This is a genomic window from Streptomyces zaomyceticus, assembly GCF_014656215.1.
Taxonomy (GTDB): domain Bacteria; phylum Actinomycetota; class Actinomycetes; order Streptomycetales; family Streptomycetaceae; genus Streptomyces; species Streptomyces zaomyceticus.
On record NZ_BNBZ01000010.1, the window covers coordinates 156,291 to 170,040 of the forward strand.

Annotated in this window: 14 protein-coding genes; 3 read left to right on the forward strand and 11 right to left on the reverse strand. The window is 71.6% G+C overall.

What is annotated here, in order from left to right:
- Nucleotides 1–19: 19 nt before the first annotated feature.
- The 10 genes from ruvA to pgsA form a co-directional block, all read right to left on the reverse strand.
- A complete protein-coding gene (gene ruvA / locus IE311_RS15965) occupies nt 20–652 on the reverse strand; it encodes a Holliday junction branch migration protein RuvA (RefSeq protein WP_189832343.1) in 633 nt (210 codons plus the stop codon).
- Complete coding sequence (gene ruvC, locus IE311_RS15970; protein ID WP_073914711.1) at nt 649–1,212, reverse strand: crossover junction endodeoxyribonuclease RuvC; 564 nt, start codon at nt 1,210–1,212, stop codon at nt 649–651. Before ruvC ends, ruvA begins: the two co-directional genes overlap by 4 nt.
- A 135-nt stretch (nt 1,213–1,347) precedes the next feature.
- Entirely contained in the window at nt 1,348–2,100 is a 753-nt protein-coding gene (locus IE311_RS15975) for a YebC/PmpR family DNA-binding transcriptional regulator (RefSeq protein WP_030204558.1), read from the reverse strand.
- A gap of 62 nt (nt 2,101–2,162) precedes the next feature.
- Complete coding sequence (gene pdxT / locus IE311_RS15980; protein ID WP_189832344.1) at nt 2,163–2,753, reverse strand: pyridoxal 5'-phosphate synthase glutaminase subunit PdxT; 591 nt, start codon at nt 2,751–2,753, stop codon at nt 2,163–2,165.
- A gap of 6 nt (nt 2,754–2,759) precedes the next feature.
- Complete coding sequence (pdxS, locus tag IE311_RS15985; protein ID WP_189832345.1) at nt 2,760–3,674, reverse strand: pyridoxal 5'-phosphate synthase lyase subunit PdxS; 915 nt, start codon at nt 3,672–3,674, stop codon at nt 2,760–2,762.
- Nucleotides 3,675–3,788: 114 nt separating this feature from the next.
- Nucleotides 3,789–4,331: a hypothetical protein gene (locus IE311_RS15990; protein WP_189832346.1), complete on the reverse strand. Its 543-nt coding sequence runs from the start codon at nt 4,329–4,331 to the stop codon at nt 3,789–3,791.
- Nucleotides 4,332–4,342: 11 nt separating this feature from the next.
- A complete protein-coding gene (locus IE311_RS15995) occupies nt 4,343–4,978 on the reverse strand; it encodes an N-acyl homoserine lactonase family protein (RefSeq protein ID WP_189832347.1) in 636 nt (211 codons plus the stop codon).
- 258 nt (nt 4,979–5,236) lie between these two features.
- The gene (locus IE311_RS16000) at nt 5,237–6,388 is read right to left on the reverse strand and encodes a glycosyltransferase family 4 protein (RefSeq protein WP_189832348.1); all 1,152 of its coding nucleotides are present in this window, start codon (nt 6,386–6,388) and stop codon (nt 5,237–5,239) included.
- Nucleotides 6,385–7,329 carry a phosphatidylinositol mannoside acyltransferase gene (locus IE311_RS16005; RefSeq protein WP_189832349.1) on the reverse strand — a complete coding sequence of 315 codons (945 nt, stop codon included), beginning with the start codon at nt 7,327–7,329 and terminating at the stop codon, nt 6,385–6,387. The genes IE311_RS16000 and IE311_RS16005 overlap by 4 nt, the downstream gene beginning before the upstream one ends.
- On the reverse strand, nt 7,326–7,988 hold the full coding sequence (pgsA, locus tag IE311_RS16010) for a phosphatidylinositol phosphate synthase (RefSeq protein WP_073914727.1): 663 nt from the start codon (nt 7,986–7,988) through the stop codon (nt 7,326–7,328). Before pgsA ends, IE311_RS16005 begins: the two co-directional genes overlap by 4 nt.
- A 313-nt stretch (nt 7,989–8,301) precedes the next feature.
- On the opposite strand from pgsA, the gene IE311_RS16015 reads away from it, so the two are divergent.
- A complete protein-coding gene (locus tag IE311_RS16015; RefSeq protein WP_189832350.1) occupies nt 8,302–10,497 on the forward strand; it encodes an elongation factor G-like protein EF-G2 in 2,196 nt (731 codons plus the stop codon).
- 187 nt (nt 10,498–10,684) lie between these two features.
- On the forward strand, nt 10,685–12,343 hold the full coding sequence (locus IE311_RS16020; RefSeq protein WP_189832351.1) for a hypothetical protein: 1,659 nt from the start codon (nt 10,685–10,687) through the stop codon (nt 12,341–12,343).
- Nucleotides 12,344–12,432: 89 nt separating this feature from the next.
- Here the strand turns inward: IE311_RS16020 and IE311_RS16025 are convergent, their stop codons facing one another.
- Complete coding sequence (locus tag IE311_RS16025; RefSeq protein ID WP_189832352.1) at nt 12,433–12,996, reverse strand: HIT family protein; 564 nt, start codon at nt 12,994–12,996, stop codon at nt 12,433–12,435.
- Between the two features lie 66 nt (nt 12,997–13,062).
- Here IE311_RS16025 and IE311_RS16030 point away from each other — a divergent pair, with 66 nt between their 5' ends.
- The gene (locus IE311_RS16030; protein ID WP_189832353.1) at nt 13,063–13,740 is read left to right on the forward strand and encodes a potassium channel family protein; all 678 of its coding nucleotides are present in this window, start codon (nt 13,063–13,065) and stop codon (nt 13,738–13,740) included.
- Nucleotides 13,741–13,750 lie beyond the last annotated feature (10 nt).

Sequence of the window (13,750 nt, forward strand, 5' to 3'; positions counted from 1 at the left end):
CGCCCCTTCCCGGTCGTCGTCAGCGGGCGCGGTTCAGGGACTGCAGGGCCGCCCTCAGCAGCTGCGGCACCGGCGCCGACCCGCCCGCGGCGATCGCCTCCTCGGCCTGCGGTGCCACCGCGGCGACCGCCTCCTCCGCCTCGCGGCTCGCGTACCCGAGCCCGATCAGCGCGGCCGACAGCTGCTCCGTCCACGGTGCCGGTCCGGAGGCCGCCGCGCGCTGGGCGCCGACCATGCCGCTGCTGCCCAGCGGGGCGCCGAGCTTGTCCTTCAGTTCGAGGAGGAGTTTCTGGGCGCCCTTCTTGCCGATGCCCGGCACGGCCATGAGGGCCTTCTCGTCTCCCGTGGAGACGGCGAGGCGCAGGGCGTCGGGGCTGTGCACCCCGAGCATGGCCTGCGCGAGGCGGGGTCCGACGCCGCTGGCGGTCTGCAGCAGCTCGAAGACCTGCCGCTCGTCGTCGTCGGCGAAGCCGTACAGCGTGAGGGAGTCCTCCCGGACGACCAGGGAGGTCGCGAGCCGGGCGTCCTCACCGAGCCGCAGTCCCGCGAGGGTCCCCGGGGTGCACTGGACTGCCATGCCCACGCCGCCGACCTCGATGACGGCCGTGGTGGGGGCGAGTGCGGCGACCGGGCCGCTGACGAAGGCGATCATCGGGTTCGGCCTTTCACTGCGGCCGCCTGCCGGGCGACCGCCTGCTGGAGACGGTTCTCGGCGACGGCCTGCTGGAGACGGTTCTGGGCGGGGGCCCGCCAGATGTGGCAGATGGCGAGGGCGAGGGCGTCGGCGGCGTCGGCCGGCTTGGGCGGGGCGGAGAGCCGCAGGAGCCGGGTCACCATGGCTCCGACCTGGGCCTTGTCGGCACGGCCGCTGCCGGTGACGGCGGCCTTGACCTCGCTGGGGGTGTGCAGGGCGACGGGGATGCCGCGGCGCGAGGCGCAGAGCATGGCGACGGCACTGGCCTGTGCGGTGCCCATCACCGTGCGCACGTTGTGCTGGCTGAACACCCGCTCCACGGCGACGAGTTCGGGCGAGAAGCGGTCGAGCCACTCCTCGATGCCGCGCTCGATGCCGACCAGACGCACGCCGATGTCGTCGTCCGCGGCCGTCCGCACCACGCCCACGCCGAGCATGGTGAGCGGCCTGCCCGCGACGCCCTCGACGACACCGACGCCGCAGCGGGTCAGGCCGGGGTCCACCCCCAGTACACGCACGCCGCGCCCCCTTCGGCCGAATCCGTCGATCACCTGTTTGTGCAGGCTATCCGCTGCCACTGACAACGCCGTACGAACGACAGCGGGCCGACGGGGGTGTGTCCCCCGTCGGCCCGTTGCGGAAAGCGGCCGCGATCAGGCGTCGACCTTCTCCATGACCTCGTCGCTCACGTCGAAGTTGGCGAAGACGTTCTGCACGTCGTCGCTGTCCTCCAGCGCGTCGATCAGCTTGAACATCTTGCGCGCGCCCTCTTCGTCGAGCTCGACCTGCATGGTCGGAACGAAGCTGGACTCGGCGGAGTCGTAGTCGATGCCGGCCTCCTGGAGGGCGGTACGGACCGCGACCAGGTCGGTGGCCTCGCTGATGATCTCGAAGGACTCACCGAGGTCGTTGACCTCCTCGGCACCGGCCTCGAGCACCGTCTCCAGGACGTCGTCCTCGGACAGCTCACCCTTGGGGAGCACGACGACACCCTTGCGGTTGAACAGGTACGAGACCGAGCCCGGGTCGGCCATGGAGCCGCCGTTGCGGGTCATGGCCACGCGCACGTCGGAGGCGGCGCGGTTCCGGTTGTCGGTGAGGCACTCGATGAGCACCGCGACACCGTTCGGGCCGTAGCCCTCGTACATGATCGTGGCGTAGTCGGCGCCGCCGGCCTCGAGACCCGCACCGCGCTTGAGCGCGGAGTCGATGTTCTTGTTCGGGACCGACTGCTTCTTCGCCTTCTGGACGGCGTCGAACAGCGTCGGGTTGCCGTCCAGGTCGGCGCCGCCCGTACGGGCCGCGACCTCGATGTTCTTGATCAGCTTCGCGAAGAGCTTGCCGCGCTTGGCATCGATCACGGCCTTCTTGTGCTTCGTCGTAGCCCATTTAGAGTGGCCGGACATCTGCCTGTCTCCTTCGCGTAACCCATTTCTGAACGAACCCCAGAGATCCTACCGGGATCCGATCAGCGTGCCGCGCGCACCATGTCGACGAACAGGGCGTGAATACGGTGATCCCCGGTGAGCTCGGGGTGGAACGAGGTCGCGAGCACCCGGCCCTGCCGTACGGCCACGATGTGGCCCTCGTGCTCGGCGAGGATCTCGACCTCGGCGCCGACGGACTCCACCCAGGGGGCCCGGATGAAGACGCCCTCGACGGGGCCGTCCTCGATGCCCGCGACGGTGACGCCGGCCTCGAAGGACTCGTTCTGCCGCCCGAAGGCGTTGCGGCGGACGATCATGTCGATGCCGCCGAAGGTCTCCTGGCCCGAACGCGGGTCGAGGATCTTCTCGGCGAGCATGATCAGACCGGCGCAGGTGCCGTAGACCGGCAGGCCGGCGGCGATGCGCTCGCGCAGCGGCTCCGCCATGCCGAACAGGTCGGCCAGCTTGGAGATGGTGGTGGACTCCCCACCGGGGATGACCAGGCCGTCGATCTCGGCCAGCTCCTCGGGGCGCCGGACCGGCCTGGCCACGGCGTCAGCCGCGGCCAGGGCGATCAGGTGCTCCCGTACGTCGCCCTGGAGTGCCAGGACACCGATCACGGGTGTGCTCATGGGTGATTACCAGCCGCGGTTGGCGTAGCGCTCGGACTCGGGGAGGGTGTCGCAGTTGATGCCGACCATGGCCTCGCCCAGGTTGCGGGAGGCGTCCGCGATGATCTTCGGGTCGTCGTAGAAGGTGGTGGCCTTCACGATGGCGGCGGCGCGCTTGGCCGGGTCGCCCGACTTGAAGATGCCGGAGCCGACGAAGACGCCCTCGGCACCGAGCTGGCGCATGAGCGCGGCGTCGGCGGGGGTGGCCACACCACCGGCGGAGAACAGCACGACCGGCAGCTTGCCGAGCTCGGCGACCTCCTTGACGAGCTCGTAGGGGGCGCGCAGGTCCTTGGCGGCGGCGAACAGCTCGTTGTTGTCGAAGCCGCGCAGCTTGGCGATCTCGTTCTTGATCTGGCGCAGGTGGCGGACGGCCTCGACGACGTTGCCGGTGCCGGCCTCGCCCTTGGAGCGGATCATGGCCGCGCCCTCGGCGATGCGGCGGAGGGCCTCGCCCAGGTTGGTGGCACCACAGACGAAGGGGGTCGTGAAGGCCCACTTGTCGGAGTGGTTGACCTCGTCGGCCGGGGTGAGGACCTCGGACTCGTCGATGTAGTCGACACCGAGGGACTGCAGGACCTGGGCCTCGACGAAGTGGCCGATGCGGGACTTGGCCATGACCGGGATGGAGACGGCGCCGATGATCTCTTCGATCATGTTCGGGTCGGACATACGGGCCACGCCGCCGTCCTTGCGGATGTCCGCGGGGACCCGCTCCAGGGCCATGACGGCCACGGCGCCGGCGTCCTCGGCGATCTTCGCCTGCTCGGCGTTGACCACGTCCATGATCACGCCACCCTTGAGCTGCTCGGCCATGCCGCGCTTCACACGGGCGGTGCCGGTCTCGGGGGACTGGGGGGAGGGGGAAGGCGTGGTGGACACGGGTACCTCACTCGTGACAACGGGGTTGACGACTACGTCGAGGAAACAGTCCACCTGGGGTCCACAGCAAGGGCCAATGTGGACCCGGTGGATCGTTTTCGCAGGCCGTGGGCGTCAGGCCGGACGATCAGCAAGGGCCACCGGCGGCTCGTCGTCCATTTCGAAGGCCAGCGGGAAGGGGGCGTGACCCGCGAGCCGGAACCAGCGGACCGTGCGGTGGCGGCGCAGGGCGCGGGCGGCCCGTACGGCGTCGTTGTGGAAACGGCGCGCCATCGGCACCCGCCGGACGGCCTGGGCCAGCTCGCCCGCGGCCTCCTCACCACCGGGCGCCTCCCGAACGAGCTCCATCTGCTCCGGCTCGCCGAACACGGCCCGCAGCGCCTGGCTGAGCTCGCTCTCGGCGACCTCCCGGTGGTCCTCCTCGGCCTGCCGCGCGGCGTGCGCGGCCTCGTACAGCACGATCGAGGCGGCCGGGTCGAGCACACCGGAGGTGGCCAGCTCCTGGGTGACCGAGGCCCGGCGCAGCAACTGCGCGTCCAGGGCCGCGCGAGCGGCGTCGATACGGGAGTGCAGCCGGTCGAGGCGGCCGGCGGTCCAGCTGAGGTAGACGCCGATGAGGATCAGCGCGACGACGGTCCAGATCAGGGTTTCGGTCACGGGCGGAAAGGCTACCGGGGCGGCGGCAGCACCCCTTCCCGAAGGTCGCGGTCGTGCGCGAACAGGACACGCGCGGGGCGGCCGGCGGCGAGTTCGGCGAGCCGGTCGAGCCAGGGGCGGTACGGGAGGCCGAACTCGGCCGCGAAGTCGTACGCCTGACCGGCGAGGACGGTCACGCGGTCGCCGTGGTCGAGGAACAGCGACTGGTGGCCCTCGGTGTGGCCGGGCGTCGGCACGATCCGTACACCGGGCGCGATCTCGTGCTCGCCGTCGAGCTCCTCGTACCGGACTCCGGGCAGGAGGGAGTCGATGGTGTACCCGCCGGCGCGCGCCGTGGCGAGCTCCTTGCGCTGGACGAGGACGGGGGTGTCGGGGAAGCGCTGGTTGCCGCCGATGTGGTCGAAGTGCAGGTGGCAGTTGACGACGAGGTCCACGTCGGCGGGACCGAGGGTGAGCGGGTGCCGGACGGGCCGGTAGTGGGCGTCCGTCTCCGGGGAACCGGTGCCCATCCCGGTGTCGAAGACCAGGCTCCCGCGCGCGTGCCGCACGAGATACCCGAGTACGGGCTCCACGCGCGGGTGGGAGCCGCCCCACTCGGCGGCGGGACGGGTGAAGTGCCCGAGGTCGAGCTGTCGCACAGAGATCATGGAGGGTGCCTGCCCGCGGCACGGCGTGGCAATCACGTGGGCGGCGGGGGTGGCCTCGCAAGCGCCGACCCGGCCGCGGCGGAACGGAACGGCGCCCCGGACCGGGCAGGGACCCGCGCCCCTCGGGTGCGGGTCCGGGCACGAGGGGCGGAACGCCGCCGGGCGCGTCGTCCCGTGTGCCCGCCGTTCCGCGCTGCGGGACGGTGGGCACACGAGGGGGCGGTCGGCGCGGCCCCACCGCGGGGGCCGCGCCGATCGTCACAGCCCCAGCCGCGCCCGCAGCCCCACGCGTTCGTCCGTGTCCACGGCCGCCGCGCCGTCCGTCACCGTCTCGTAGACCGCGAGGATGTCCGCGCCGACCGTCGACCAGTCGAAGCGCCGCACATGGGCCGAGCCCCGGGCGCTCAGTCCCGCGCGGCGCTCCTCGTCGCCGAGGAGGCGGATCGCCGCGTCGGCGAGCGCGTCGGCGTCCTCGTTGGCGAAGAGGTCGCCCGCCGCTCCCTGGTCGAGGACCTGCGCGAAGGCGTCCAGGTCGGAGGCGAGGACCGGCGCACCGGCCGACAGCGCCTCGACGAGGATGATGCCGAAGCTCTCACCGCCGGTGTTGGGCGCCACGTACACGTCGACGCTCCGCAGCAGCCGCGCCTTGTCCTCGTCGCTGACCATGCCGAGGAACTCGACCCGGGAGCGCATCTCGCGCGGCAGCGAGGCGACCGCCTCCTCCTCGTCCCCGCGCCCGGCGACGAGGAGCCGTGCTCCGGGCCGCTCGGTGAAGATCCTGGGCAGCGCCCGCATGAGGACGGGCAGGCCCTTCCTCGGCTCGTCGATCCGGCCGATGAAGCCGAGGGTCTCGCCCTGCCACTCCTTCTTCGGCTCGGCGCGCGCGAAGAAGTCCACGTCGACGCCGTTGGGGATGACGACGGCGTCTCCGCCGAGGTGCTCGACGAGCGTGCGGCGCGCGTACTCGCTGACCGCGATCCGGGCGCTGATCTTCTCCAGGGCGGGCTGGAGGATCGGGTACGCGGCGATCATGGCCCGGGAGCGCGGGTTCGAGGTGTGGAAGGTGGCCACGATCGGCCCCTGCGCCGCCCAGCACGTCAGCAGCCCCAGGGACGGGGAGGTCGGCTCGTGGATGTGGACGACGTCGAAGGTGCCGTCGTGCAGCCAGCGGCGGACCCGCGCGGCCGAGAGGAAACCGAAGTTGAGCCGCGCGACCGAGCCGTTGTACGGCACGGGGACGGCCCGGCCGGCCGAGACGACGTACGGCGGCAGCGGGGTCTCCTCGTCGGCGGGCGCGAGGACGGACACCTCGTGGCCGAGCCGGACGAGATGCTCGGCGAGGTCCCGGATGTGGAACTGGACGCCGCCCGGCACGTCCCACGAGTACGGGCAGACGATCCCGATCTTCACTCGACGCGCTCCCCGCCCGGCTCGGCGCCCACGGCGGGTTCCGGGCGCTCCTCGAGATCCGCGAGCCACAGTCGTTGCAGCATGTGCCAGTCCTCCGGATGGTCCGCGATGCCACCGGCGAACGCGTCGGCCAGCGCCTGGGTCATCACGGACGTCTTCTCGTCCCGCGTACCCGACTCGGGTACGTCCACGGGGGCGTGGATGCGCCCTCTCATGACCGTCGTGTCGTCGTACCAGAGCGTCACCGGCAGGAGCAGCGCACCGGTCTGCTGGGCGAGTATCGCGGGGCCGGCCGGCATCCTCGTGGTGTCGCCGAAGAACGTGACCTCGGTACCGGAGGCCGACAGGTCGCGGTCGGCGACCAGGCAGATCAGACCGCCCGCCCGCAGCCGGCGCGCCAGCGTGCCGAAGGCGGAGCCCCCGGTGTGCGGGAGGACCTCCATGCCGAGGGACTCGCGGTAGGCGACGAAACGGTCGTACAGCGTCTCCGGCTTGAGCCGCTCCGCGACGGTCGTGAACGGCACGCCGAGACAGCGGGTCACCCACACCCCGGCCAGGTCCCAGTTCGCCAGGTGCGGCAGTGCCAGGATGACGCCGCGCCCGGCGGCGAGGCCGTCCTGGAGATGGTGGACGCCCTTGATGTCCACCCCGCGCTCGACCTGCTCCGTGCTCCAGGTCGGCAGCCTGAACGATTCCATCCAGTACCGCATGTACGAGCGCATGCCGGCCTTCGACAGCTCGGCGAGCCGCTCGGGGCCGGCGTCCGGCACCACGCGCGCGAGGTTGGACTCCAGGCGCAGGACGCTCTTGCCTCGCCGCTTCCACGCGAAGTCGGCGATCCGCCGGCCGAGGCCGGCGGCCACCGGCTCGGGCAGCTTCTTGACGGTCGCCCAGCCGGCGCCGTACAGCCCGTCGCTCAGTCTGTCCTTGAGTGTGCTCACGTCGTCGCCCCGCTCCCCCCGGCCGCGGCGGCGTCCGCCTCGGCCGATTCACGCCGTACGGTCACCACGCGCTGCCCCAGGGTCACGGCGCTGCCGACGGCCACGATCCACAGGGCGATCGGGAGCAGGATCTCGACCCCGGGCACCCCGAAGGTGTGGAGGCCGGCGAGTCCGGCGGCCACCAGCGAGATCACGAGCCGTTCGGCGCGTTCGATCAGACCGTTGACGGCGACGGGCAGGCCAATCGATTCGCCACGGGCCTTGGTGTACGACACGACCTGACCGCTCGCCAGGCAGAAGATCGCCACGGCGCACAGCACGTTGTCGTCGCCCTTGCCCGCGTACCAGAGGGCGAAGCCGCCGAAGATGGCGCCGTCGGCGACCCGGTCGAGCGTCGAGTCGAGGAAGGCGCCCCAGCGGCTGGAGATCCCCGCCTGCCGGGCCATGTTGCCGTCGACGAGGTCGGAGAAGACGAAGAGCGTGATGACGATGGTGCCCCAGAAGAATTCCCCGCGGGGGAAGAAGACCAGCGCACCGGCCATCACTCCCGCCGTGCCGATGAGCGTGACCGCGTCGGGGCTGACGCCCCTGCGGAGCAGAAACGCGGCGAACGGTGTGAGGACACGCGTAAAAAATGCACGCGCGTACTTGTTCAGCATGGCCTTCCCGAGGTTCGGTGGGCCGCGCGGCCCCTACGACCACCGGCTCACCCATCGTAGCCACGCGCGCCCCGGCGTACGGGCGGGCACCCGCCCCGCCGCGTCGGCGTCCCCCCGAGGACCCTCCCGAGTACGACGGATGGACGTGCCGGCGCGGCGGAGGCGACCCGGCGCCGTACGACGTATGGACGGGTCCTGGCGTCGGTGCAAAGCTCGAAGAACACCGCGGGCACCGCCGGAGCCGTACCGCGACACGCCACTCCCCCGCGCCCGCATCCCGCCGCACCGTGCGAGCAGCCGGGAGGAACACATCATGGGTGACAAGGCGAACACGGCCGCCGGGGCCGCCGGCAGGGCCTTGACGGCCGACCGGCCCGCGGCCGTGCGGAACGTGGTGCTGGTCGGCCACAGCGGATCCGGCAAGACGACCCTGGTGGAGGCGCTCGCGCAGACCGCCGGGGCGCTGAACCGGGCGGGTCGGGTCGAGGACGGCGGCACCGTCTCCGACTACGACGAGATCGAGCACCGTCAGCATCGCTCCGTACAGCTCTCCCTCGTTCCGGTCGACTGGGACGGGTACAAGATCAATCTGCTGGACACCCCCGGGTACGCCGACTTCGTCGGGGAACTGAGGGCCGGTCTGCGCGCCGCGGACGCGGCCCTCTTCGTCGTCTCTGCCGCCCAGGAGGCCGACGCGATCGCCGCCTCCACCCGGATGATCTGGGAGGAGTGCGCCGCCGTCGGCATGCCCCGCGCCATCGTCGTCACCCACCTCGACACCGCTCGCACCGACTTCGGCGAACTCACCGCCGTCTGCGGCTCCCTCTTCGGCCACGACGACCCGGACGCCGTCCTCCCCCTCTACCTCCCGGTGCGCGGCGACGAGGGCGCCGACGGGCACGCGCCCACCACCGGTCTGATCGGCCTGCTCTCGGAACAGGTCTTCGACTACTCCACGGGGGTACGCCGGGAGGGCCCGCCCGACGAGGGCCTGCGAGAACTCGTCGCCGACGCCCGCGCCCGGCTGATCGAGGGGATCATCGCCGAGAGCGAGGACGAGACCCTCATGGACCGCTACCTCGGCGGCGGGACGATCGACGCGAAGACGCTCGTCGACGACCTGGAGAAGGCCGTCGCCCGGGGCGCCTTCCACCCGGTCCTCGCCGCCGCCCCCGCCGCGGGCGGGGGCACCCAGGGCCTGGGCACCCTGGAGCTCCTGGAGCTGATCACCGGCGGTTTCCCGTCCCCCCTGGAACACGAGCCGCCCGCCGTGACCACCCCGGACGGGCGACCCCGGCCCCCGATCACCTGCGACCCCGAGGGGCCGCTGGTCGCCGAGATCGTCAAGACCACCTCGGACCCCTATGTGGGCCGGGTGTCCCTGGTCCGGGTCTTCTCCGGCACCCTCCGCCCCGACGAGACCGTCCACGTCTCCGGCCACGGCCTGACCGACCGGGGCCACGAGGACCATGACGTCGACGAGCGGCTCGGCGGCCTCACCTCCCCCTTCGGCAAGCAGCAGCGCCCCATGGCGGAGTGCATCGCCGGGGACCTGGCCTGTGTGGCCAGGCTCGGCCGCGCCGAGACCGGCGACACCCTCTCCGCCAAGGACGATCCGCTGCTGATCGCGCCGTGGACCATGCCGGAACCACTGCTGCCGCTCGCCGTCCAGGCCCACGGCAAGGCCGACGAGGACCGGCTCTCGCAGGGTCTGGCGCGGCTGGTCGCCGAGGACCCGACCCTGCGTCTCGAACAGAACCAGGACACCCGGCAGGTGGTGCTGTGGTGTCTGGGCGAGGCCCACCAGGACGTCGTCCTCGAACGCCTCCGGGGCCGGTACGGCGTGCAGGTCGACGCCGTGCCCTACAAGGTGGCGCTGCGCGAGACCTTCGGCAGCGCCTCGGCGGGCCGGGGACGGCACGTCAAACAGTCCGGCGGCCACGGCCAGTACGCCATCTGCGAGATCGAGGTGGAGCCGCTCCCGCCGGGCAGCGGCATCGAGTTCGTCGACAAGGTCGTCGGCGGGGCGGTCCCCCGCCAGTTCGTGCCCTCCGTCGAGAAGGGCGTACGGGCCCAGGCCGCGCGGGGGGTCGCCGCGGGCTATCCGCTCGTCGACATCCGGGTCACCCTGAAGGACGGCAAGGCCCACTCGGTGGACTCCTCCGACGCCGCCTTCCAGACGGCCGGGGCGCTCGCGCTCCGCGAGGCGGCCGCCGAGGTCGCGGTCCATCTCCTGGAGCCGGTCGCCGAGGTCCAGGTGCTGGTGCCGGACGAGTACGTGGGTCCGGTGATGAGCGATCTGTCGGGTCGGCGGGGCCGGGTCGTCGGTACCGAACAGGCGGGTCCGGGGCGGACCCTGGTCCGGGCCGAGGTGCCGGAGATCGAGATCGGGCGGTACGCGATCGACCTGCGGTCGGTCTCGCACGGCACCGGCCGGTTCGACCGTGCGTACGTACGGCACGAGCCGATGCCCTCGCACCTCGCCGGGAAGGTCCGCGAACAGGCCTGAAAGCGCTCCTGATTGACGGAGCGACAGCGGTGACCGTCCGCCCGGCACACGCCGGGCGGACGGCATTCGGCCGCGATATCCACAGGCGGTGACGCAGACGACGGTCCCCGGTTACGCTGTGGTGCCCAGCTCAGAAGGTGTGCGGGGCACGGCAGTTGGGAACAGCCCGCACAGATACTCGCGCGCGATGGGGGCGGCAGTGGCGATCGATGGCTTCGGACCCGGGGCGCAGGTTCCCCTCATGGGTACGGGCGGTGGTACGGGCGCGACGAACGCGCTCGCGTCCGCCGCGTACCGGGACAGCCCGCTCAAGACGATTCAGGAGGCCGACAACGACCTCTACAAGACGGCCGTCAAGGGCGGGAAGTGGGAGAAGCTCTTCCGTCCCGACCTCGGTGAGGCCTTCTCCCGTGCCGTCCAGGTGCGGATGCTCGGCGGCGGCCGCAAGGCCCTCATCCAGTCCTTCGGCGCCGAACCCCAGCCCGTCGTCGAGCACTGCCTCGCGGCCACCCACATCCGCCGGCAGCGGGACGCCAGGCTGACCCTGGTCACCTTCGTCTGCGGTGTCCTGTTCCTGCCCGGCCTGCTGATCTGGCTCGGTGTCGTCCACCTCCGCCGGGTCGCGGCCGGCTCCGAGAACAAGCGGACCAGCCTCATCGGCACCGTCGTCCTGTGGGCGGCCGGGATCCTCGCCGCCCTCGTCCTGCTCAAGCTGCCCTTCGACGGACTCCTGCCGAACTACGTGCGCGCGATGATCGTGGCCCCGGTCGTCGGCTGGTTCCTCGCCCGCAGGATCTGCGAGACCTCCGCCGTCGACCTGCGGGAGCGCTGGACCGGCCTGCTCAGCGGCGGCGGCGCCGGCCCCCAGGTCCCCAAGTCCGTGCCCCAGGACCCCGGCGAGAAGTCGGCGGAGGAGCTCCGGGTGAACCTGGAGAAGCTCTCGGCCGAGCAGCAGTCCAACATCGCCTTCTACGCCGGCTCCAAGGGCGTCCTCGGTCTGGGCACCAGATGGGGCAGCTGGACCCTGGCGGAGGAGCTCATCCCCCAGGCCGGCCGGGAGATCCACGACTTCCGCGCCTGGGACGTCGTCCGCAAGATCCACGACCAGCTCACGCTGCTCGAGCGCGGCTCCCTCAAGACCGGCTTCCCGAAGCCGACCGTCAAGCACTGGATCGTCTCCGCGGTCGGCGAGGGCGCCGACGAGGTCACCCGCCCCGAGGGCGACAGCATCGTCCACTTCCAGGTCAAGCCGCACGAGATACAGCGCATCTGCAACGACCAGCAGTTCGGCGCGGGCAACCGCCACTACCTCGGGGTGCAGTTCACCCTCTGGGACGGGAACCTCGTCCTCACGATGATGGTGACGGTGACCTCGCTCCACCACACGCTCAGGATCGAGGTCACCGGCCACGCGCTGGGCCCGGTGCACGGCCTCTTCACGACGAAGCCGAAGGCCAAGACGAAGGAGGTCTCCAAGACCGTCCGCTTCTGGGAGACCAGGGAGATCCAGCAGCCGCTGCTGGAGACCGACGACATCGTGCGGCTCGCGGTGCGCGCCCCGCTCACCTGGTACCCGCCGGTCCTGGAGTTCCTCGGCGGCAAGATGGTCCTGCCCGAGCCCTTCGGGCTGCGGCACGTCTGGGCCGGTCCGCTCTGGAAGAACCGCTTCATGGCCGACGACGCCATAAGGATGGCGACGCCGGTCCTCCGGGCGGTCCACTCCGCCACCCTCAAGATGCTCGACGAGCACGGTGTGGACACGGAGCGCTTCACCAACCGCTCGCTGATCCTCAGTGGCGGCGTCCAGGAGCCGGCCCCCCGGAAGGCCGACGTCTACGACGCCTGACGCGGACCGCGCGCACGACCCGGCCGTATGACGAGGGGCCCGGGCCACGATCGTGGCCCGGGCCCCTCGTCGTACCGCTCACATACGGATCAGACGGCGGCCGGCCAGGCGTCGGCCAGCATCTTCCGGGTGTCGGCGAGGAGCTGGGGCAGCACCTTGGTGTGCCCGACGACCGGCATGAAGTTGGTGTCCCCGCCCCAGCGCGGCACCACGTGCTGGTGCAGGTGGGCGGCGATGCCGGCGCCCGCGACGGCGCCCTGGTTCATGCCGATGTTGAAGCCGTGGGCACCGGAGGCCGCGCGCAGGGCGACCATCGCGCGCTTGGTGAAGTCGGCGAGCTCGGCCGTCTCCGCCGCGTCCAGGTCCGTGTAGTCGGCGACATGGCGGTAGGGGACGACCATGAGGTGGCCACCGTTGTACGGGTACAGGTTGAGCACCGTGTACACGCTCTCGCCCCGTGCGACGACCAGACCGTCCTCGTCCGACTTCGACGGAATCGAGCAGAACGGACAGCCGTCCTCGGCGCCCGGACCGGTCGGCTTGTTCTCGCCCTGGATGTACGCCATCCGGTGAGGCGTCCACAGGCGCTGGAACGCGTCCCGCGTCCCGACTCCGATCTGCTGCTCCGGCTCAGTCGTCATGCTGTGCAGCATATTGCGTCGCCCGTTCGGAACGTGTCGCCGGGGCAAAGCTTCCCCGCTCCCGGCGATGCTGATCCGATGGACGTGAGGCCGGAGGAGCAGGAGCGCTGGGACCGTCGCATGGAGGTGCCGCTCGCGGTGGCATCCCTGCTCTTCCTCGTCGGGTACACGGTACGGGTGCTCGCCAACGGCATGGACCAGGTCTGGCTGGACCTCTGCCTGGCGGTCACGCTCGGGTCGTGGGGCGTCTTCGTCGTCGACTACGTGGTGCGGCTCCGGCTCAGCGGCCTCGGTCCGCTGCGCTTCGTCCGCTCGCACCTCCTGGGCACGATGGTGCTGCTGCTGCCGCTGCTGCGGCCGCTGCAGATGGTGACGATCTACGAGCGGATCCAGCGCCGCCGCGACAAGCCGCGCCTGACCCTCTACGCCCGTGTCATGGCCTACTCCAGTCTCACGGTCGCCCTGCTCGGTTTCGCGGGCGCGCTCGCCGTCTACCAGCACGAGCGCGGCGCCTCGGGGGCCACGATCCGCACCTTCGGCGACGCCCTCTGGTGGGCCGCCGAGACGCTGACGACGGTGGGGTACGGCGACGTCACCCCGGTGACCCCGATCGGACGGTTCATCGCGGTGGGCATGATGGCCTGCGGTGTCGCCCTGATCGGGGCCGTCACGGGTTCGTTCTCGTCCTGGCTGATCCAGGCGTTCAGGCGGGAGGACGAGAAGAGGCCCCCGGGTGGTACCCCGGGGGCCTCCTGAGCCCGTGCGA

Excerpts from the sequence above, each read along its gene's own strand:
- ruvA (WP_189832343.1), bottom strand. The coding sequence starts at position 652 with ATGATCGCCTTCGTCAGCGGCCCGGTCGCCGCACTCGCCCCCACCACG.
- IE311_RS15975 (WP_030204558.1), bottom strand. The coding sequence starts at position 2,100 with ATGTCCGGCCACTCTAAATGGGCTACGACGAAGCACAAGAAGGCCGTG.
- pdxT (WP_189832344.1), bottom strand. The coding sequence starts at position 2,753 with ATGAGCACACCCGTGATCGGTGTCCTGGCACTCCAGGGCGACGTACGG.
- IE311_RS15995 (WP_189832347.1), bottom strand. The coding sequence starts at position 4,978 with ATGATCTCTGTGCGACAGCTCGACCTCGGGCACTTCACCCGTCCCGCC.
- pgsA (WP_073914727.1), bottom strand. The coding sequence starts at position 7,988 with ATGCTGAACAAGTACGCGCGTGCATTTTTTACGCGTGTCCTCACACCG.
- IE311_RS16015 (WP_189832350.1), top strand. The coding sequence starts at position 8,302 with ATGGGTGACAAGGCGAACACGGCCGCCGGGGCCGCCGGCAGGGCCTTG.
- IE311_RS16020 (WP_189832351.1), top strand. The coding sequence starts at position 10,685 with ATGGGGGCGGCAGTGGCGATCGATGGCTTCGGACCCGGGGCGCAGGTT.
- IE311_RS16025 (WP_189832352.1), bottom strand. The coding sequence starts at position 12,996 with ATGCTGCACAGCATGACGACTGAGCCGGAGCAGCAGATCGGAGTCGGG.
- IE311_RS16030 (WP_189832353.1), top strand. The coding sequence starts at position 13,063 with ATGGACGTGAGGCCGGAGGAGCAGGAGCGCTGGGACCGTCGCATGGAG.